Origin of the sequence: Dyadobacter sp. CY347 (assembly GCF_021502655.1) — a bacterium.
Taxonomy (GTDB): Bacteria; Bacteroidota; Bacteroidia; order Cytophagales; family Spirosomataceae; genus Dyadobacter.
In genome coordinates, this window is sequence record NZ_JAKFFT010000004.1 from 1,316,966 (window position 1) to 1,337,970 (window position 21,005).

Annotated in this window: 15 protein-coding genes; 9 read left to right on the plus strand and 6 right to left on the minus strand. The window is 48.9% G+C overall.

Annotated elements, in window-relative coordinates; all coding sequences use genetic code 11:
- Nucleotides 1-35 precede the first annotated feature (35 nt).
- Complete coding sequence (locus L0659_RS13725) at nucleotides 36-458, plus strand: response regulator (RefSeq protein ID WP_235126674.1); 423 nt, start codon at nucleotides 36-38, stop codon at nucleotides 456-458.
- Nucleotides 459-467: 9 nt separating this feature from the next.
- Here the strand turns inward: L0659_RS13725 and L0659_RS13730 are convergent, their stop codons facing one another.
- The 4 genes from L0659_RS13730 to L0659_RS13745 all read right to left on the minus strand — a co-directional run bounded on the left by L0659_RS13730 (nucleotide 468) and on the right by L0659_RS13745 (nucleotide 4,960).
- On the minus strand, nucleotides 468-1,931 hold the full coding sequence (locus tag L0659_RS13730) for a TolC family protein (RefSeq protein ID WP_235126675.1): 1,464 nt from the start codon (nucleotides 1,929-1,931) through the stop codon (nucleotides 468-470).
- Between the two features lies 1 nt (nucleotide 1,932).
- Nucleotides 1,933-3,300 (minus strand): HlyD family secretion protein, encoded by a 1,368-nt coding sequence (locus tag L0659_RS13735; RefSeq protein ID WP_235126676.1) that lies wholly within the window; start codon nucleotides 3,298-3,300, stop codon nucleotides 1,933-1,935.
- On the minus strand, nucleotides 3,293-4,297 hold the full coding sequence (locus L0659_RS13740) for an ABC transporter ATP-binding protein (RefSeq protein WP_235126677.1): 1,005 nt from the start codon (nucleotides 4,295-4,297) through the stop codon (nucleotides 3,293-3,295). The genes L0659_RS13735 and L0659_RS13740 overlap by 8 nt, the downstream gene beginning before the upstream one ends.
- 276 nt (nucleotides 4,298-4,573) lie before the next feature.
- The gene (locus L0659_RS13745; RefSeq protein ID WP_235126678.1) at nucleotides 4,574-4,960 is read right to left on the minus strand and encodes a barstar family protein; all 387 of its coding nucleotides are present in this window, start codon (nucleotides 4,958-4,960) and stop codon (nucleotides 4,574-4,576) included.
- Nucleotides 4,961-5,195: 235 nt separating this feature from the next.
- On the opposite strand from L0659_RS13745, the gene L0659_RS13750 reads away from it, so the two are divergent.
- From L0659_RS13750 to L0659_RS13780, 7 genes are all read left to right on the plus strand, one after another.
- Entirely contained in the window at nucleotides 5,196-5,534 is a 339-nt protein-coding gene (locus tag L0659_RS13750) for a PadR family transcriptional regulator (RefSeq protein WP_235126679.1), read from the plus strand.
- Complete coding sequence (locus tag L0659_RS13755) at nucleotides 5,531-8,137, plus strand: ABC transporter permease (protein WP_235126680.1); 2,607 nt, start codon at nucleotides 5,531-5,533, stop codon at nucleotides 8,135-8,137. The genes L0659_RS13750 and L0659_RS13755 overlap by 4 nt, the downstream gene beginning before the upstream one ends.
- Nucleotides 8,138-8,235: 98 nt before the next feature.
- On the plus strand, nucleotides 8,236-8,616 hold the full coding sequence (locus L0659_RS13760) for a hypothetical protein (RefSeq protein WP_235126682.1): 381 nt from the start codon (nucleotides 8,236-8,238) through the stop codon (nucleotides 8,614-8,616).
- Nucleotides 8,617-8,711: 95 nt separating this feature from the next.
- Entirely contained in the window at nucleotides 8,712-13,073 is a 4,362-nt protein-coding gene (locus tag L0659_RS13765) for a CusA/CzcA family heavy metal efflux RND transporter (protein WP_235126684.1), read from the plus strand.
- A 10-nt stretch (nucleotides 13,074-13,083) separates the two neighbouring features.
- Entirely contained in the window at nucleotides 13,084-14,235 is a 1,152-nt protein-coding gene (locus tag L0659_RS13770) for an efflux RND transporter periplasmic adaptor subunit (protein WP_235126686.1), read from the plus strand.
- A gap of 124 nt (nucleotides 14,236-14,359) precedes the next feature.
- Entirely contained in the window at nucleotides 14,360-14,953 is a 594-nt protein-coding gene (locus tag L0659_RS13775) for a DJ-1/PfpI family protein (RefSeq protein WP_235126687.1), read from the plus strand.
- Nucleotides 14,954-15,017: 64 nt separating this feature from the next.
- Entirely contained in the window at nucleotides 15,018-16,013 is a 996-nt protein-coding gene (locus L0659_RS13780) for a hypothetical protein (protein WP_235126689.1), read from the plus strand.
- On the opposite strand, the gene L0659_RS13785 is transcribed toward L0659_RS13780, so the two are convergent.
- Entirely contained in the window at nucleotides 15,986-16,540 is a 555-nt protein-coding gene (locus tag L0659_RS13785) for a 2'-5' RNA ligase family protein (protein ID WP_235126691.1), read from the minus strand. The two genes, L0659_RS13780 and L0659_RS13785, sit on opposite strands and share 28 nt — an antisense overlap.
- Before the next feature lie 19 nt (nucleotides 16,541-16,559).
- Nucleotides 16,560-17,117: an alpha/beta hydrolase gene (locus L0659_RS13790; protein ID WP_235126693.1), complete on the minus strand. Its 558-nt coding sequence runs from the start codon at nucleotides 17,115-17,117 to the stop codon at nucleotides 16,560-16,562.
- A gap of 199 nt (nucleotides 17,118-17,316) precedes the next feature.
- Between L0659_RS13790 and L0659_RS13795 the strand changes: the two genes are divergently transcribed.
- On the plus strand, nucleotides 17,317-20,880 hold the full coding sequence (locus L0659_RS13795) for a carboxypeptidase regulatory-like domain-containing protein (protein WP_235126695.1): 3,564 nt from the start codon (nucleotides 17,317-17,319) through the stop codon (nucleotides 20,878-20,880).
- Nucleotides 20,881-21,005: the final 125 nt, after the last annotated feature.

The window sequence follows — 21,005 nt, forward strand, 5'->3', positions numbered from 1 at the left end:
CAAGATTTTTTTATGTTTGTGATGGTAAACGCTACATGGAAAACGGACCGATATTATACGTTGGAGGAGATGAAGATGACCGCTACTTGGTCACAGATGCATTAAAATCAATTGGATGCACCAGTGAGGTGATCAATTTTGACAATGGTCAGGCGCTTATAGACTATCTCAATAGCAGTAAGGAAAGACCCTTTATCATCCTGTGCGATTTGTATCTTCCCAAAATGACCGGTTTGGAATTGAAAGAAGTGATCAACGCAGATGATCAGCTAAAACGCCGAACGATCCCATTCATATTTTTATCTGAGTCAGTCAATCCCAAGGATGTTGACGATGCCTACATGTCCCTCGTGCAGGGTTTTTACGTTAAAGCGCCAACTTATGAAGGTTTGAAGGACCAGTTGAGGGCGATATGTGATTACTGGGAAAGGGCTACTTTGCCGGGTGAGAAATTGTAGTTTTAAACACTAATCCTGAATCATCCCTGCTTTATAGTAAAGATCTGCTAGGGATTGCTGGTATTTGGCGACAAGTTCCGCTTGTTTCATCAGCATATCGATCAGCTTGGATTCGCGGCTGTTGATGAGGAACAATGTGCTTTCTCCCAGGTCAAATTTTTGCAATTCCCCTTGAAGCAGCGCGCGCTGGTTTACAATGCTTTGCGCCTGTATAGTGAGCTGGGCCTGATATGCTTTGAGGTCGTTGAACGAGCTGCGAATGTTGGTTTGAATGGTCCGTGTTTCGTTCTGCACATTGAGGTTCAAATCCATTTGCTTTACCTTGATCTCATTCAGCTTCCCCCTTGCCGAGCGCAGGAAAAGCGGGAATGAGAAATCAATTCCGACCTTGTAATTGTTCCAGCCAATATCATAATAGTCAGGAACATAGGAATTGAAATCCCTGCGTGTGGTAAGCAGCGAGCCGCTGACGTTCAGTTTCGGTTTCAGCATTTCGCGCAGATAATTACGCTCAATGGCAAGCTGCACGCCCTTACTGCGGAGCATTTGAAGTTTGGGATGACTATCTTCGGCGCTGTTAAGCAAATTATCCAGCTGATAGGCCGATACAATGGCCACAGCCGAGTCGGCATTGACGGGTACGGCATCTTCCGGCAATTCAAGCGGGTTTCCTTTTTCATCCCAAATGTGATTCGAAACGAGCAATCTCGAATTTTGGATCTCAATCTCGATCTTAGCGAGCTGGATAGACCTCTCCTGCACGGTAATGAATGCTTCTACGGAATCAATGGCCGGTTTATCACCCAGTAACGCCTGGTTGCGTGTGGCAATGTAGCGTGTGTTGGCCAGCTCCACACCACGGCGGATGAGGTCGTATTGCTGGTGCGCATAAAACCAGTTCCAGTAATCCTTCACGGCCTGAAACCACACCCTATTGATCTCATTCACCCTTTCCGCTTCGGCATAATCCACCATCACCCGCGACTGCCGCAATGTATTTCTCCTGGCATCAATCAACAGTCCCTGACCGATGGGTAAACTGATGCCCACGCCACCCAGGCCCGACAGCGGCGTCGTGGTTTCCGGATTCGTGTAAGCGCCTACATTTCTGTCAAAACCAATTTTCAAATCCGCACCGGCGAGCCATAGAGGCACTTTCAGTTCGCTGGTCCAATGGTTATAGTAATCCTTTCCGCCAAACTGCTTCTGGTCGAATGATGCTTTCAGGTTTGGGTCAAAACTGCCCAATGCCTGGGTTACCCTTGCCCGCGCGGCATCGCCCAGCAGTCCCGCCTGTTTAACGACCGGATTATTCTGCATCACGAGTTCCCTAAGATCTGTGATCGTAAATATTTTTGAAGAATCAGGGGCACAGGCAATGCCTGCTTGCGCATCCTGGACAAACAGCCAGGTGCATAACGACAGGCCCACAACGCCCCATTTGATCATTACATTCATTTGAGTCCGCTTCATGCTACTTTCCACTTCCGCCATTCACTTTTTCAGGCTCACTTTCCAGACTCGGCGGAAAACCATTCAGCAATCGCCAGATTTCGTACCATATAGGCACCGAGCGCAAAATCACCCTTCCGTAAACACCGGATCCCTGCCGAAGCTGTGTCGGCCATTCTTCGTCATTGTAAGGCACTGGATTAGTGGGCGTTACCAGGATACGATATTTACCATTATTACTGCTCACCAGGTCTATAACTGTCACCTTACCCGCAAATGTACCAACAGCCACCGATGGCCAGCCTGCAAATTGCACCGAAGGCCATCCTTCGAATTGCAGGCGGACATCACTGCTGTCCAGGATCAGCGGCACGTCCATGCCATCCACATATATTTCCGCAGCAACGCGCGGTTGAAAAGGTTGGAGTGTGACAATGGATTCGCCTTCCTTTATGTTTTCACCGATCCCGGCCTTCAAAGTCTTCACCACAAAACCACTTTGCGGCGCACGCACCACATACAGTCCGCGACGGATATTAATGTTTGAAATTTCATTTTGAAGCTTCGCAATTTCTCCCTGCGCACTCACGCGGCTGGACAGTGCCGAGCTCAAATCGGACCGCGCCTTAGCAACGGATTCCATGTATTTGGCGCGAATGTTCTCCAGCTCGATGCGGGCATTTTGGAGTGACTGCTGCGAGTTGTTCAGCTTGTTGATCTGGCTTACTACTTTGGCATTATCCTCCTGTAATTTCAATCGGCGGCTTTCAATATCGGTTAGGGAAAAAAGGCCATTCCGATAACCCGCTTCATAACGTTCGAGCCGGGATTTGCTGATTTCAAAAAACTTCTGGATCGCCACCAGGTCGGCGCTGTCTGCCTGCACGTAATTGATCGCCTGCTCAACTTTATTTTCTGCCGACGTCAACTGAAATTTCAAACCCTGCGTGAGCGCGCTGATCTGGGCATTGGTAGCATCCATTTTTTGCGCCGCGGCACTTTCGGAGCCTTCTTTTGCCCTGAGTTGTTCCTGCAAGCGTTGCGGCAGATTGGGGTCAAAGTATGATTGGCTCGTTTCCGAGAGCACCAGGATCGTGTCGCCTTTTTGCACTTGCTGTCCCTCGCGCACAGCCCAATGTTCAATGCGGCCGCCTATCTGGTTCTGAACCGTTTGTGGCCGGTCTTCCGGGGTCAATGCGGTCACCGTGCCGCGGCCCGGGATCGTCTGCCGCCAGGGAAGGAAGAGCACAATGATGAACAAAAACAGCAGGATGAGCATAATGCGGCCGAGCATTCGGGTCCCGCGCGTTTTCAGTATTTGCTTATCGGAGAGGACGCCAAGTTCCTCCCAATCAATGCGGCTGGTCAGGTCAATCCCGTGTCTAGCCATGGCGCACCTCACTTTCTTCCAGTTCCAGGTCGGTTACTGCGGCCAGTTTCTCACTTCCCGTCACCATATCAAAAATGGTGTCCAAACTGGTCATAAACTTTTCAATCGCGTAGCTGATCTGTACAATGATCACCTCCGCTGCTACAAACTGTCCGAGTGTCATTTGTCTTTGCACAACATAATAGGAACCTAAAAAAAGCAACCCGCCCATCAGTAATGTCCTCAGGATGACCGAGCTGGCGAAAAACTTGCGAAGCACCCAGAAGTGATCGTTTCTTGCCTGCAAATAATTTGCGGTAATGCGGTCTGTATTCACGATCACCTGCCTGAGCTTGTCAGGCTGTCCCCGGTAAAGGTCCAAATCGGCTGCAACCGATTCCAGGTAAGCCACCACCTCATATTTATAATGTGACTCTTCAAGGCTGGTTTGCACACCTCTTTTATAATACATTAATAGAACGACAATCGTCGCCACAACGGTCAACAGCCCGAAAGTCATGAAGATAGGGTGGTAAAAAGAGAGCAAAATCGCTGATAGCGCAATCTGCACACCCGCGGCCACAATGTCTACGAGCAGTTTGGTCAACCCCTTTTGAATGGTAATCACATCAAAAAAGCGGTTTACCAGCTCCGGCGGATTTTCATCTTCCAGTTCCGATTTTTTGATCCGCGGAAACCGGTATGCAAATTCAAGCGTCGCTTTGGTAAAAATCTTCTGCTCGATAAGCTCTACCAATGTGAGCTGGCCAATGAGTAAAACCCCGCCGACCATGATCCCGATCAGCACAACGCCGATCAATACATAAGTAGAACTGTATAACGCGCCATTTGAAAGCAGGTTGAAAACCGCCGTGGTCCCGAGCGGAAGCGTAAGCCCGATCAAGCCGATCAGGATGGCATATATAAAAATGTAATTAATTGTCGAACGCTCGACGTGAAGCATTCCAACGAGCCTCTGCCAGGGAGTTGGCACTTCGGCCTTATGTTTTTTACCCATTAATATCTAAAATGTAATAGAGATGGTCGTTTACGGCTGCTGTTATTAATCAATAAACCGCTAAGCAGGTTTATTAACGAAAAATATGCACGTATCGATTCCCTAAAACCATTCCAAACCCTTCATTTTCTTTATGAAGTACAGGACTTTTTTTATATAGTACCAAAGTTTACCATTCTCAACCGAGTCACCGATAGTGACCAAACGTTAGTTCTAATCCCATTGTAATCGGTTTCTAATCTCATTTTAATAAGTGGGGATTTTTATAGCATTCCTTTACTTGATGACAATGTTGGCATGGCTTGAAAATACGTCCATAACCAGATCAAAGTAAGTCTGGCCATTTCCGTTTTCAAGCGCTTGCAGTTTTTCTGAAAATAATGCTTTGTTAAATGGCGAGCCGGGTTGCAGTTTGTCGAGATAATATTGCCTGGTTTCGTCATGACCCAGCGCTGCCTTGCTAATGTCAATATCCTGCCAGGTAATTTCTACTTGTGTTGCGCCTTTAGCTGCTCCAAAGCCTCCATATAGAAGGTCATCGAGCGCATCCAGGCTATTCCCAAGAAGCCAATCTTCCTCTTTCATAAAAACCCTGTTGATCTCTTCATAAAGCGATTCGATCCCCCGAATTGAGCTCCCCTGAATTGTTAGCTGGATTTTCATTGTATTTGGTTAAGTATACACCAAAGTTTGCAATTGAATTAAGTTATCCAAAATGGGTTAGCAAATGCCAGCTGCTTTCCGCATTTGCCCTGTTCAATATCGGACACATTCCGGTCATTTACGAACAACCAAATCTAAGCGAAAATGGCCCTAACCGCTTAGAAAGCGCATTTTTGCATGGTTATTAAACTTGGTACGCATTTATACTATAAAATGTAAACTAATCATTTTTTAAATGCGCAGGACGTATTTAGGCGAATTTGAAGAGCTGGTGTTGTTGATGATTGCGATTCTTGACGAGAACGCTTACGGCGTAACGGTTTCCCAGGAAATCGAGCAGCAGACGGGCAGGCTCGTCGCTTTCGGCTCAGTCCATAATACATTGATCCGGCTGGAAGAAAAGGGGTTTGTAACCTCCGGGCTGGGTGGGGCCACTGCCGAGCGCGGTGGAAGGAGAAAACGCCTTTTTAAGGTGACCGCTTTGGGAAAAACCGCGCTGGCTGATATTCAGGAGCTGCGCAATAAGCTCTGGAAACTGATGCCCGACGACACATTAAAATTAAGCGGGATATGAATGCCCCGCAACCGCCACAGTGGGCAAAAACGGTTCTTCGCTGGCTTCACCCGGACAACACGCTTGAAGAAGTAGAAGGTGACCTCGACGAATTATACGCGTATTCTTATGCACATTCAGGGAAAATGCAGGCCCTTTTTCGATATCTGATAAATGTTATTACTGTGCTTCCGCCATTTGTACGCCGGCGGCAGCAAAAAACAAAATACGATCCAACTTTTTCTCTTAGCCCTGATATGTTAAAAAACTATTTCAAAATCGCCTGGCGGAACATTGTCCGTCAAAAATCTTACTCCATTCTGAACATTGCCGGCTTATCCATCGGCATGGCTTGTAGTATTTTGATCCTCCTATGGGTTCAGAATGAGCTTAGCTACGACCGCTTCCATTCCCGTGCCGATCAGATTTTTAGGCTCACTTGCAGTGCAGGAGATTTCCGGGCGGCGGTGAGCGCGGCGGGCATGGCGCCCGGGTTTAAATCCGAACTGCCCCAGATCAAAAGCGGGGTGCGGATCAGCAAATGGATACCGATGCTGTTTGAAGTAGGGGAAAAGAAAGTGGACGAAAAGCGGGTCATGTACGTGGATTCTAATTTTCTTGATTTTTTCTCTTTTCCGCTTCTGGCCGGTAACAAAGCCACTGCCCTGCAAGATCCCGGAGCTATTTTGATCACCGAAGAAATGGCCGCCAAATATTTCGGCACCAGCGATGCCATTGGCAAAACCATCCGCATTGACAATAAAGAAAACTTCACGGTAGGAGGGGTCCTGGCCAATACGCCACCCAATTCACATTTGCAATTCGACTGCCTGATCCCCATGAAAACGCTGGCAAGGACCAGCACAGAATTACAAAATAATAGCTGGAACAACTTCATATTTTACACCTATCTCGAACTGAACGACAAAACGGCGGCGTCAGCATCCGCCCGGCAGGCCCTGATCAAGCAGATTTCCTCCATTTTTAAAGGGCATGGTCAAACCATTAAAATCGATTTCGAGTTGCAGGCGCTGACCGACGTTCACCTTCATTCCAATTACCAGCTTGACGTTGCCGGGCATGGTAACATTCAGTATGTCAACATTTTCTTCATCATTGCGATCTTCATTCTGATTGTAGCCTGCATCAATTTCATGAACCTCGCTACGGCGCGTTCCGAGCGCAGGGCAAAGGAAGTAGGACTGCGTAAAGTGGTGGGCGCAAACCGCCATCAGCTCATTTTTCAATTCCTTGGCGAGTCGCTCATCTTTTCATTCCTGTCCCTGATCATCGCGATCGGCATCGTATTCCTGTTGCTCCCGATCTTTAAAATGCTGACTGAAAAAAGCCTCACCATTCATTTGCTGGACGGGAAACTGCTGCTGAGCCTGATCGGCATTGCTGTGCTGACGGGCTTGTTGTCAGGCAGTTATCCCGCATTGTTTCTATCGGGATTTGCACCTGTAAAAGTTTTGAAGGGCAAACTTAGGGTTGCCGGTGGGAATTTGCTCTTTCGGAATGCACTGGTCGTTACGCAGTTTGTTGTGGCCATTGTGTTGCTCGTAGGCACTGCGGTCGTTTACAAACAACTTGATTTTATCAAAAAACGAAACCTGGGTTTCGACAAATCAAATCTCCTCTACCTGCCAATGAGCGGAGAATTGTGGGGAAAACAGCAGGCATTAAAACTGGCATTGGCACAAAATCACCTTACGGAAAATTTTACGGTCATTTCCGCTTTGCCAACAGCAGTTGAATCGGGAACTGTTGACGTGGTATGGGATGGTCAAACGGCCCCGAATCAGGTTGTATTCCCGTCTCTGGATGTGGATGAGAATTTTATCAATGTCTTTAAAACAAAAGTGCTGGCAGGACGCGGTTTTGACAAGACTTTTTCCGGCGATAGTTCCAGTTATATGATCAATGAGAAAGCCATGCAGATCATGGGAATGAATGTAAATAATGCGGTAGGCAAAAGCATGTCCCTCGGCGATGAGAAGGGGACGATCATTGGTGTTGTTAAAGATTTTCATTTCAAATCGCTGCAATATGCCATGGAGCCGCTGATCCTTCGCATCAACAGATGGGGCGGCGTGGTGATGGTCCGTACTGAGGCCGGTAATAATGAACAGACGATCAAAGCATTGGAAAAGATCAATCTGCAACTTAACCCCGCCTTCCCGTTCAGGTTCGGATTTTTGGACAAAGACCTCGACAACCTTTACCGGAGCGAGCAGCAAATGGGAAACATTTTTAATCTTTTCGCCGGTCTGGCTATTTTCATTTCCTGCCTGGGACTGTACGGGTTGTCCGCTTTTATGGCCGAGCAGCGCACCAAGGAAATCGGCGTACGCAAGGTGCTTGGTGCAAGCGTGGCCGGGGTTGTGGGCTTGCTTTCACAAGATTTTTTGAAACTGATTCTTATCGCCATAGTCATCGCATCCCCGATCGCGTGGTACGCCATGCAGTCATGGCTCCAGGGATTCGCCTATCAAACCACCCTCGAATGGTGGGTTATCGCCCTGGCGGGAATACTGGCCACAGCAATCGCATTATTTACAATCAGCTTCCAAAGCATCAAGGCAGCCCTCATGAACCCGGTCAAGAGTTTGCGGAGCGAGTAGGCCTTTTGAGCCTGGTTACAACGGACAGAAATACCATAGCATGCATAAATTGTAGTTTTTTACTTGTGATTGAAGCGGGTGCGGGCTATTTTTAGAGCGTGAAAAGGTTTATCCGAAATATGCTCCTGGCGATTGTCATTCTTGATACAACATCATTGTATCAAATTATGAAGGCGCCGTCGCTGATCAAGCATTTTCTGGAACACAAATCATTGGACCAGAATGTGAGCTTCGTCGACTTCCTTTCCATGCATTACTGGGGTGAGGATCTGAACGATAACGACGACGAAAAGGACATGCAGCTGCCTTTCAAGAAAATTGAAATGCATCACGTCAATTTCTTCTTCGTTGCCCACCCGGAGCGCTTTACATTCGTTCATCATTCGCAACCCATTATCAAGGCGGATTACGGCCCCGACAAGCCTCAGGTCGCGTATAGTACAACGCTGGGCTCCCTCTTCCGCCCGCCGCGAGTTTAAATATATATCGATGTGCAGGATCCGGTCCTGAACACCATTTGTGCTCCACAAGGGCGCATATGGCCTCATTTGCTATATATTTATTTTGATTCGATATGCTGAATAACATTATCAGGTTCTCTGTGAAGAACAAACTGGTAATCGGGATATTCATGCTGCTGTGGGTGATCTACGGCGCGTATGAAGTGACCCGGTTGCCCATAGATGCCGTTCCCGACATTACCAATAACCAGGTGCAGGTGATCACCACCGCACCGTCACTGGGCGCCGAAGATGTGGAGCGCCTCATTACTTTTCCCATCGAACAGGCTATTAGCAACATTCCCGGCCTGAAAGAAAGCCGCAGTATGTCCCGTTTCGGGCTTTCGCTTGTCAGCATTGTATTTGACGACGAGTCCGATGTGTATTGGGCGCGCCAGCAGGTTACCGAAAGGCTTTCACAAGTAGAAATCACCAGTGATGCCAACACGCCGCAGCTGGCACCGGCCACGACCGGGCTGGGGGAAATTTACCAGTATGTGCTGAAACCGAAAGACGGGTTTGAGAAAAAATATTCGCTCGCGGACCTGCGCACCACGCAGGACTGGATCGTACGCAGGCAGCTGCTGGGTACGCCGGGCGTTGCCGACGTTTCCACTTTCGGCGGAGACCTCAAACAATACGAAGTGGCCGTGATCCCGGCAAACCTGAAAGCACTAAACGTTTCCATCAGCGACGTGTTCACTGCATTGAGCAGAAACAACCAGAATACGGGTGGTGCGTATATAGAGAAGGGTCCAACAGTAATGTATATACGGAGCGTCGGCCTGGCGGGCTCGATGGATGACATTCGCAAGATCGTGGTGAAGAATAACAGCAATGGAACGCCGGTGCTGATCAGTCATGTGGCGGAGGTGCGGCTGGGCTCGGCCATCCGTTATGGCGCGCTGACCATGGCTGGAAAAGGCGAGCTTTCGGGCGGGATCGTGATGATGCTCAAAGGAGGGAATTCTTCCGAAGTGATCAAGAATGTGAAGCTGCGCGTGGCGGAAATCCAGAAAACACTGCCCGAAGGAATGGAGATCGAGCCATTTCTGGACCGGACCAAAATGGTGAATAATGCCATTGGCACGGTGGAGCACAATCTTTTGGAGGGTGCATTGATCGTTGTTCTGATTCTGGTCCTTTTCCTGGGTAACCTGCGCGCCGGACTCATTGTGGCGTCCGTAATCCCGTTATCGATGCTTTTTGCGATCACTATGATGAACCTCTTCGGTGTGAGCGGCAACCTGATGAGCCTGGGCGCGCTGGATTTCGGGCTGATCGTGGATGGGGCGGTGATCATTGTAGAAGCCATTTTGCATCACATGCATTTTTCCAAAAAATATATAAATGTGGAGCATGTTTCGCAAGCAGAAATGGATGAAGAAGTGACCGGTTCGGCCTCGCGGATGATGAATGCAGCGGTTTTTGGACAGATCATTATCCTGATCGTTTATCTGCCCATTCTCTCGCTTTCCGGCATTGAAGGGAAGATGTTCAAGCCTATGGCACAGACTGTTGCGTTCGCCGTGATGGGCGCATTTATTTTATCATTGACCTACATTCCCATGATCAGTTCGCTGTTAATCAGTAAAAAAATCGTCCATAAGCCAAACTTCTCCGACCGCGTGATGACGCGCCTGGAAAACGGTTATGCGCGGCTGTTAGCTGGCGCATTAAGGATCAAGAAAACGCTTGTAATTTCAGCATTTGCATTGTTTGGCTTCGCGGTGTTTTTATTTATGCAAATGGGCGGAGAATTTATCCCGCAGCTCGAAGAAGGTGATTTTGCAACCGAAACCAGGCTGCTCGTGGGTACGAACCTAAGCACAACCATCGATGCATTTAAAGTCATTTCCGAAAAGCTGAAAGCTGATTATCCCGAGGTTGAAAAAATCGTTTCCCGCATCGGCAGCGCAGAAATTCCCACCGATCCGATGCCCATTGAAGGCGGCGATATGATCATTGTTTTAAAGGATAAATCGGAGTGGAAAAGTGCGAAAACTTTCCCGGATCTGGCCAGCAAAATGGCCGCCACAGCGCAGGAAGTAATGCCCGGCGTCACAACCGGATTTCAATATCCAGTGCAAATGCGTTTCAACGAGCTCATGACGGGCGCCAAGCAGGATGTGGTTTGTAAAATATTCGGTGAAGACCTCGACAAGCTGGCCGCCTATGCCGAGCAATTAGGAAGCATTTCCAAAACCGTAGCCGGAACGGCGGACTGGTACATCGAAAAAGTGACCGGTATGCCGCAGGTTGTGATCGAATTCAACCGCGATGAAATTGCCAAATACGGCATGAACATTGACGATGTGAACCGCACCATTAATGCTGCTTTTGCCGGAGCCGCCGCAGGGCAGATCTATGAAGGCGAAAAGAAATTTGACCTCGTCGTGCGCGTCGGTAACGAAGGCCGGAGGAGCATTACTGACGTTCAAAATCTGCTCATTACCACGCCGGGAGGCGTTCAAATCCCGCTTTATCAGGTCGCCAGCATCGAGGAAGTGGAAGGCCCGAACCAGATCCAGCGCGAAAATACGCGGAGGCGGATCATTGTCGGATTTAATGTCAGAGGCCGTGATGTGCAGTCGATTGTGGAGGAGTTGCAGGGGAAAGTGGATGCGAAAATGAAGTTTGAGGCTGGTTACAGCATTACTTACGGAGGAGCATTCGAAAATTTGCAGCAGGCCAAGGCGCGGCTTGTCATTGCCGTTCCAATTGCCCTGCTGTTGATTTTTATCATGCTGTATTTTGCTTTCTCTTCGGTGAAAGACGGCCTGCTGATCTATACGGCCATTCCGCTTTCTGCAATTGGCGGCGTTTTCGGGCTTGCGTTGCGCGGAATGCCGTTTAGCATTTCGGCTGGGGTTGGCTTTATTGCATTGTTTGGCGTCGCGGTCCTGAATGGCATTGTGCTGCTTTCCGAGTTCAACAGGATCCGGAAAGAAGGCGTGATCCAGGATGCTTTGGAAGTGGTAATGACCGGCACGCGCAACCGGCTGCGGCCCGTGTTAATGACCGCCGCGGTTGCCTCACTCGGATTTTTGCCGATGGCATTGAGCGATGGCGCAGGTGCAGAAGTGCAGCGTCCACTCGCGACGGTGGTGATCGGCGGGCTGATCAGCGCCACATTACTCACGCTTTTTGTGCTCCCGGGTTTGTATTTGCTGTTTGATAAAAAAGTGAAGATCAGCGGGCTTGGAACAGCATTAACATTGCTGCTAATGTTCTTTGGACACAGCGGTTTTTCTCAACCCACGCAAACGCCTATTGAACTGGATAGCGCCATTAAAATTGCTTTGGAAAAAAACTTGCAGGCAAAGAGTGACCGTCTAGGCGAAAAAGCGAGTGAACGCCTCCAATCCGGGTCGTTCGACATTGCCAAAACCAACATCAGCGCAGACTACGGAAAAGTGAACAGTATCAACAATGATAACCGCATCGGCATCAGCCAGACATTCAACTTTCCGAGTGTATATACCAACCAGCGAAAGGTCTTGGAAGCAAATTACCTGGCTTCCAGGGCCACTACCAAGCTTACCGAACAGGAAATCCGGGGCAATGTCCGCCAGCTGTTCTACGAATACATTTCCCTAACCGAACGTAAGCGGTTGCTCGTCTATGCAGACAGCGTTTACAGGTTATTTGAAACAAAATCCAATCTCCGCTTCGAAAAAGGAGCGGCCAATGTGCTGGAAAAAACGGCCGCTGAATCGCGCAGGCAACAGATCACCAATCAGTTGAATATGATCAACAATGACCTGGAAATCGCTGTTAGACAGTTCAATTTTTTTGTTCAGGATTCGGAAATATATGTCCCCAAAGTGGATCGGACTAAAATCAATGATCCGCTGATCACATTCGATTCTGCTGCTATCAGCGAGCTTCCGCTTGTGGAACTGGCCCGGCATCGGCAGGATGCTGCGCGATATCGCTGGCAAACGGAAAAGTCAAAACGACTGCCTGACTTTACGGTTGGCTATAACAACCAAACGCTGATCGGCCCGCAGGTGGTGAGAGGGCAGGAGATGACTTATGGAGCTGGAAAACGATTTGGTTACGTTAGCGCCGGCATTGGTATTCCGTTGTTTTTCAAAGCACAAAATGCACGGGTGGAGGCGGCAAAGCTGGATTGGGAAAGGAACCAAAATCAATCGGACCTGATCAGTTTAAGGCTACAAAGCGACCTCGATAATGCCAGTCAGCAGATCAAAAAATACCAGCAAAGCCTGCAATACTATGAAGGCCAGGGCCTGAAAAATGCCGATGTGATCCTTACAACTGCCGACCAGCAATTTCAGGAAGGCGACATTGATTTTCTCCAATGGGCCATCGTCGCAGACCAGGCGATCACGATTAAAAGCGAGTATATCAATGCATTAAACAACTATAACATGGCTGTCATAGAGTGGTTGAAACTGAACAACTTATAAGAACATTCAAATGAAAAATCATATCATTATTTGCCTGAGCCTGCTGCTAATGTTCTCCTGCGCGGATGAGCAATCAAAAGAAAAGGAAAAACCCGCAAGCACCGCTTCGGATTCAGCGCAAACGGAGCAAATAGTCTCCATCAGCGACGCCCAAAAGAAAAGTGTGGGCATAGAAGTAGGCACGCCGGCATTGGAAAATATCAGCGGCGTGCTGTCGCTGCAAGGAAAAATCGACGTGCCACCACAAAGCACAATAAGCCTCAGTTTTCCTTTGGGCGGGTATTTGAAATCTACCAATATGCTTCCGGGTATGCATGTGCGCAAGGGTCAAGTGCTGGCCGAATTGGAGGATATGCAGTTTATTCAGCTCCAACAGGATTATCTAACAGCGAAAGAAAAGCTGCTCCTGGCAGAATCGGAGTTTAACCGCCAGCGCGATCTGAATGCAAGCAAAGCCAGCAGCGACCGCGTTTTTCAGCAAGCCAGGGCGGAAATGGAAACCCAGCGCATTCTCGCGAGTGCATTAGGACAAAAACTCGAAGTAATCGGCATTGATCCGGCGAAGCTGAAAGCGGACAAGATCTCCAAAAGCGTTTCAATCAAGTCGCCTATCAATGGTTTTGTTTCCAAAGTCAATGTGAATGTAGGCAAATACACCGCGCCGACGGACATGCTTTTCGAGCTCGTAAATCCGAATGACATTCACCTGGTTTTGAATGTTTTTGAAAAAGATCTCGGCACATTATCGGTGGGTCAGCGCGTGACCGCATTTGCCAATGGCGATCCAACGAAGAAATTCCAGGCTGAAATTATCCTCATTACCAAAAACCTCGATCAGGACAGGATGGCAGAAGTGCATTGCCATTTTGAAAAATACAACTCTGCGCTCGTTCCCGGCATGTTTATGAATGGCGAAGTGTCGGTAAGCAATAAAAAAGCGCTTACGGTTCCCGAGGACGCGCTCGTACGTTGGGAAAATAAATTTTACGTTTTTACGGACAATGGAAGCGGGAATTTTGAAATGATCCCAGTTACTCCCGGCGTTATCAACGACGGCAAACAGCAGATCGAGGCAAACGGCATCGACGACAGCACCAGGCTGGTTATCAAAAATGCGTATGCGTTGTTAATGAAGATAAAAAATACTGAAAAGGACGGTTAATGGCTTGTTAACACAAAAAAGCCCATCAAAACAAGTAGGGAAGGCCGCAAAACGGCTCTTAGTAAGCGCAAGATTTGATCAGAAACAGGAGATAATTAATACAGAAAATCATAAATCATTCAAAATGAACCGGAAAATATTGATCGTCACCGGAGATGGTGGTGAGAGTTACGAAACCCTTTACGCTGTTCACCGCTTTCAGGAAGAAGGCGACATTGCCGTGATCGCCGCACCCAGTAAGCGCAGGCTCAATCTGGTGATGCATGACTTTGAAATCGGCTGGGATACGTATGTGGAGCGGCCAGGATATTGCCTGGCTTCCGACCTGACGATCGATGACGTTGTGGTTAGCGACTATGATGCCATTCTGTTGCTGGGTGGCCGTGCTCCCGAATACCTGCGCAACCACGCCGCGCTGCTGGAAGTGGTCCGCGAGTTTGACCGGCAGGGCAAATGGGTCTTTGCAATCTGCCACGGGATCCAGATCCTGGTTACTGCCGGGCTGGCCAAGAACCGCACATTAACCGCTTACGAGCACGTCCGCACTGAAATTGAGATGGGCGGCGGCACCTATTCAACCCAGGAGGCCATCCGCGATGGAAACATCGTCACCGGACAAACCTGGCAATCACACCCTGATTTCTATCGCGAAGTTTTTGCCTGTTTTAAGAAAGCGGAAATGGCGCAGGGAACGTTATTGGAGCCATCTGAAAATTAGTTTTCTCCGGTTACAACCATTGGGGCATTTTTCGTACCTTTTATAGGAATTATAACCCTTTAATATGAAACGATATCTGGCCTTGGTGCTCCTGATGCAAAGTTGTTGGCCCATCGACCTTGGCAAAAGGAAGGATGGAGAATTCCTGAATGATGTGGTCCGCCTGGACGAGTTCAATTCGGAGTTTGATGATTATAATCCGGACCTGCCTTACAACAAGTCCGGACATACTTATCTCACATTCTCTTCCAAAAGGGACAGAAAGGACGTGCTTAATCTGGTCAGCTTTCCGGCGCAATTTACCTATGACAAACGGCTGGGTTTGGAGAAGTATAGCGCCGGTGGAGTTCAATATGACAGCTTCGTGGATAACGGTGCTTTGGAAGGCATGATTTACAGGGCAAACGGCAATTTTAATGTGTTTGGGCCAAAGACTTTGCGGTTCGGCCGGGACATTCAGGGGGACTTTACGGAAAGAAATTTTATGCTCTTCTATGCAGACGATTCGGAAGGCGATATGCAGATCAGGTATTTTTTAAATAACGATAAGGGCATTACGGGGCCATTTGACTTTGATATTTTAAACTCTGAAAAAGACGACGGTTACCCCAGTTTCTCATTTGCCGGGGACAAAATTTATTTCAGCTCCAATCGGGATGGCAACTTCGACATCTACGAGCTCAGCATCCCAAGAAAGGATGGCGAGCAGGTTACGCCTGAAAGTTTGCTGCATCCGGGATCTTACAAACTGAGAAAACTTGAAGCGCTTTCAAGCCCGTACGATGATAAATGCCCGTATTTTCAGGATGGAATGATGGTTTTTGTTTCAGACCGGACCGGCGGCTTTGGTGGTTCGGATATTTATTATGCAAAGTTTGAAAATGATAAATGGGGCGCCCCGGTGAATGCAGGTGAAAGAATTAATACGGCCAGTAACGAATATCGCCCCATTTTTCCCGCCGCGACACATTTCAATTATCACCTCATTGTCTTTTCCTCCGACCGGCCGGGAGGGAAGGGCGGATTCGATCTTTACATGACGGGGCTGGTAAAGAAGTGATCGAAATAAATGGTCGTTACATATTCCCACGGCCCGCCCAAATAGCGCCATAAATGGATGCCGCTCACGGCAAATTCAAACGGCTCAAACGAAGGAGTCAGCTCGGATTGAAGCTTTTTTGCGATGTGTGGTTCAACCTTATTTTGAATGGTAATGTGAAAATTCCTCTTTTGCTGGTCCTGGGCGGTAAGGCGGTCGTGCCAGCGTTTTCGGAGCGTTTGATGAATTGCTGAGAGTTCCGGCGATACAATTTTAAAGGCCGTGCCCCTGCCCAGAGAAACGACAGCTTCGGCTTTAACATTGAAGGGAGTGTGCTCTTTTGCAAGGCCGGACAAATCTTCGATGACCCACGGCTGGTCGGGTAAGGCATGAAAAAGCGTCAAATGTGCATCGAGATAATTACGATCAGCCGGGAAATGTTGCTGACGGAGCTGATTGAAGTAATCCTGCGCCGATGAACTGATCAATAATGTTGCTACCAATGGCCTTTCCGCCGATTCTTCGGCCCGCATATCTGATTTTGTCATTCGCGGACAACCTAAAAAGTTATGCCTGTGAAAGGTTTGATCGAATATCATCTGCTATAATGCTCAGGCCATTATTCAGCTGATGGCCCCCGGAAGGGATCTCACGGAACGTTGCCCAGGGAAGCTGTTGCTTATACTTGCCGAATTGGGCAAACGGCACCTCTTCATCGTCCCGACAATGATAGAAGAACAACGGCACTTTCTGGTCCAGTTTTTCTGCAAAATCAGGCCGTAATTTGAAAGGTTCAACCCAATCCTCCGATCCTTCCCAAAATGGCGTTGCTATCAGAAAAATGCCCGCAATCTGGTGCTTTATCTCAAATTCCGACAGGCTCGCCAGCAACATGGACGCGCCGAGCGAGTGGGCAACTAGAATGACACCTTCCTCACTTCCTAATATAGCCTGACTGATCTGCCGCCGTCTTCCCAGATCAGGCGTTCCGTCATTGGGTAAAAAGGGATAGTGCACCACGTAATCAGGTCCCAAAGCGTTTTCCAGCGACTCCACCAGTTTTTGATCAGCTTGAAAATCCTCCCTGGATCCGCCACCGTGAAAGAATATTACTTGATTTGCCATACTGTTCAATTTTTTGGTTTGACACATTTAAATCAGTTTAACAATATGCCAAAGTTACCTTGTTATGAAGCCGATCATGCGGGCCGAACAGGCCATTTTTACGGGGGAACTGTGACAATGTAACCGCAAGCGCATGAATGTTACCAGCCATAGGTATGAATTCATAGCAGAGATCTTTTAAGGAAATAACTTCATGATTATGAGTCGCTCTTGCTTCATCGGCTGGATAACATTCGTTTTACTTCTGGGATCTCGCCTGGTGGCGAATGGCCAAAACACAGCCCTGCTGACCGGTTACGTAACAGACGCCACAACGGGAAAACCCATGCAGTTTGCCAATGTATATATCAATGGCAGCACGCAAAGGGCTGTCACCAACGAACAAGGGGCATATACATTAGCTGTGGTCCCGGCAGGGACGGTTGAAATCGTTGCTTCATTCGTTGGTTATCAATCTGCTACGCAAAAGATCAGGTTTGAGAATACGTCCCCGCAAAAAGCCAATTTTCAGCTCAGAATAAGCGAACAAATGCTGGATGCGGTTACAGTAAGGGGCAACTCGAAGCGGTCGGAACGCAATCTGCGGCTGTTTAAAAAGCAACTTTTCGGCGAGCCGTTCGGCAGACAATGCCTGCTGGTAAACGGTGAAGTCCTTAGTTTTAAAGAAGATAAAGGTCATTTATATGCCACGGCCAGTGAGCCATTAATCATTGATAATCAGGCCCTGGGATATCGACTGATCTATGATCTGCAACATTTTGATGCTACTCCCTCTGGAAAGGTTTATTCTGCCGGTACTGCCCGTTTCCAGGAACTAAAACCTGAAAATGAGCGGCAAGCAGACCGGTTCCGGCGCAACCGCCTGACCGCTTACCATGGATCTGCCCGGCATTTAATGGCCAGCCTGATAGACGGCACGTTCGAGGAAGCTGGCTTTTTAGTTTATCAGGAAGATGCCAGCAAGCCGATTTCGGTCGAACGCAAGATCATTACACTTACCGCTGCAATAGGCGAATACAAGCGTCTGGTTCCAATACAGGTTTCCAAGCTGATCCAACCGGGTCGTTTACAAGTCGAACGCCGGTTGGTCTCCTCAATGAAACTGATCGTTTTTTATACCAGGGCAAACTCCACTTTCTCACCTTACCCTGATGCACGCTATGCTTATACCGAATTGCAATTCCCCAGCGGACAGATACAAATGACTGTAAATGGGATCATTACACTTCCCCAAGGAATGGAAGTGGAAGGCTCAATGGGCGATGACAGGCTATCCACCATGTTGCCTGCCGACTGGAAACCCGATGCAGGTGAGATGGAGGCGGTTGCCACAGGCGCGCTGAGCACCCAGGGTAAACTGGCGCCGCCTGACACCTTTCTGGGGAGCATCAGTGCAGGTTTTAACGAGCGGTTCAGGCTGCTGGCACCAGCGCTGTTTGTACACATTGACAAACCTTTTTACGCCACCGGTGACCGGCTCTGGATGAGCTCATACTTGCTCGACGCAACCAGTCACCAGCGGGCCTCCGGCGAAACAGCCATGCATGTCGACCTGCTTACGGCAGCGGGTAAACTGGTGCAGCACCAATGGGTGCGCATTGCAGACGGGCGCGGCCATGGCAATTTTCGTTTGTCCGACACCCTTATGACAGGAACATATCGTCTGCGAGCTTATACGGATGAAGATGATGCGCAACGAGGCCCGGCTTTTGAGCGGTCGGTGGCGATCTATAATTTGTTCCGGGACGGCTTAGCCGCAAAAAGTGATTCCGTTTCTCAGCAACCGGACATTCAAATTTTACCGGAAGGCGGCCGCTGGATATCCGGATTGCCGGCACGCCTGGGTGTGAAGATTGTACAACCAAATGGCCATGGCTTGTCTGCTGAGGGTCGTATTGTGGACGATTCGGGCATGGAAGTGGTCCGTTTCAAAACCAATCAGAATGGAATGACCAGCCTGTTGATGGAGCCGAAAACGCAGCGAACATATCATGCAGAGGTTGCATATAACAACCAATTGCAGCGAATTCCTTTGCCTAAACCTGAAAGCGATGGGTTACTGTTGTCGGCCGATGCGATTAGCGATACAACGCGCCTGGCGTTAACCCTGATGAGCAGTAACCGCACGGGGGCCGACACTGTGTACATACTTATCCAGCAACGCGGTCTTATGGTTGATCAGCGAAAAATCATCCTGCAAAATGGCTTAGCGAAGATCAGTTTGCCGATGACAGGCTGGTTGCCGGGCCTCGCGCAAGTGACGCTTTACGATGCCAAATCCATGCCCAAATGCGAACGATTGTTTTTTGTGCCGGAATCCTCCGCGCCGGTTCGTGTGACATTGAAATTAAACAAAACCCAATATCAGCCCCGGGAGGAGGTTGTACTGAATGTCAATTTGAAAGATAACGGATCAGCTGCGTCGGCCGCATTATCAGCGTCCATTACCGATGCCGGAAAAGTGCCTGATGACTCTTCCGATGCCAATATGCAAGCACACTTGCTGATAACCGGAGAGCTGCGCGGGCGTGTTGAAAACCCTGCCCAATATTTGACCAGTCCCTCAGCCGAGACCCGTAAAGCGCTGGATGACCTGCTGCTAACCCAGGGCTGGCGGAGGGTAACCGGCACCTCCACCGCCGACTCGCTCGGTGGCGTGTCCCTCAGCGGGCGCATTTTGAATACAAAAAATCAACCCATACCCGGCGCACAGATCGTTTTGACATCGATGGCGCCCGGTCGTTCATTTGTAAAATCGGCAGATGCCAATGAGCAGGGCCAGTTTCGGTTACCGGGCATGGCCATTGCGGATACAGTGAGGTTAGCAGTGCAGATTGCCGGGCGTAATGCAAAAAAATTATCTGACAAAGAAGCCTATATTGTTCAGGAAGCGCCTGGTAAGCAATGGGAGTTGGATAGAATGATCGCTCAGCCAAACTGGCCCACGCTGCAAGCCCAGCTCGAAGCGGCCCGCATCCGGCAAGCGGCAAACACGAATTTTTATCGCGATAAGGCGACCGAATTGCTGAATGAAGTGACCGTCCGGGCGCAGAAAAACAATGATCGGCCGGACGACATAAAAATGCGCAGTTTACACAATGAGGCCGATGCAACGGTAACATTCAACGAGAAATCGCCCGCTTACTCCAATCTGTATGACATGATTCAGGGGCGTTTTGCGGGCGTAACGGTCGTGAGAAGAACGGCCCCGCCAGGCGGTGCGGCACAGCCTCCTGGATATCTTGTATCCGTTCGGGGCACGAATAGCTACAAAAGCGGTACGCAGCCATTGTTTCTCATGGATGGCGTTCCCGTTCAAGACCCGGATGGAACAGCTTTGATGAACTTCACTCCAAGAGACATTGAACGGGTGGAGGTGCTGAAAAATGCTGGTACAACCGGTATTTATGGAGTTCGTGGAGCCAATGGAGTCATTGCCTTTTATTCCAAAAGCGCACGGTCGATGCAGGTGAATGCGAAGCAGGACGAAGGAATGACACCGGTTCAAGTGATCGGTTATCCGTCGGTGCAGCGCGAATTTTATGTGCAGCGATACGATCTCGAAACCGACACCACCATTGCTGGCCGCATTGATGACCGGGACGTGCTGTACTGGAAGCCAATGATTCAAACGGATAGTCAGGGAAACACCCAGTTGCGGTTTCCGCTGTCTGACGTCGTGCGAACACTCCGCGTTGTCATTCAAGGCGTTACGGCCACCGGTCGTCCGGTAACGGGCGTTCACCTGGTGCGGGTTCAATAGTGTGATTTTAAATTAATGCAAACGCTTGCCACAGATCGTCCGTTTTCTGCGATTATGTCTTTACAATGCAAGTCATTCACTTTTAGATAAATAAAGTCTGAGAGCAGAACATTGATTAAACTGAC

Coding starts and splice junctions, on each gene's coding strand:
- L0659_RS13725 (WP_235126674.1), top strand. CDS start 36: ATGGAAAACGGACCGATATTATACGTTGGAGGAGATGAAGATGACCGC.
- L0659_RS13730 (WP_235126675.1), bottom strand. CDS start 1,931: ATGAAGCGGACTCAAATGAATGTAATGATCAAATGGGGCGTTGTGGGC.
- L0659_RS13735 (WP_235126676.1), bottom strand. CDS start 3,300: ATGGCTAGACACGGGATTGACCTGACCAGCCGCATTGATTGGGAGGAA.
- L0659_RS13740 (WP_235126677.1), bottom strand. CDS start 4,297: ATGGGTAAAAAACATAAGGCCGAAGTGCCAACTCCCTGGCAGAGGCTC.
- L0659_RS13745 (WP_235126678.1), bottom strand. CDS start 4,960: ATGAAAATCCAGCTAACAATTCAGGGGAGCTCAATTCGGGGGATCGAA.
- L0659_RS13750 (WP_235126679.1), top strand. CDS start 5,196: ATGCGCAGGACGTATTTAGGCGAATTTGAAGAGCTGGTGTTGTTGATG.
- L0659_RS13755 (WP_235126680.1), top strand. CDS start 5,531: ATGAATGCCCCGCAACCGCCACAGTGGGCAAAAACGGTTCTTCGCTGG.
- L0659_RS13765 (WP_235126684.1), top strand. CDS start 8,712: ATGCTGAATAACATTATCAGGTTCTCTGTGAAGAACAAACTGGTAATC.
- L0659_RS13770 (WP_235126686.1), top strand. CDS start 13,084: ATGAAAAATCATATCATTATTTGCCTGAGCCTGCTGCTAATGTTCTCC.
- L0659_RS13775 (WP_235126687.1), top strand. CDS start 14,360: ATGAACCGGAAAATATTGATCGTCACCGGAGATGGTGGTGAGAGTTAC.
- L0659_RS13780 (WP_235126689.1), top strand. CDS start 15,018: ATGAAACGATATCTGGCCTTGGTGCTCCTGATGCAAAGTTGTTGGCCC.
- L0659_RS13785 (WP_235126691.1), bottom strand. CDS start 16,540: ATGACAAAATCAGATATGCGGGCCGAAGAATCGGCGGAAAGGCCATTG.
- L0659_RS13790 (WP_235126693.1), bottom strand. CDS start 17,117: ATGGCAAATCAAGTAATATTCTTTCACGGTGGCGGATCCAGGGAGGAT.
- L0659_RS13795 (WP_235126695.1), top strand. CDS start 17,317: ATGAGTCGCTCTTGCTTCATCGGCTGGATAACATTCGTTTTACTTCTG.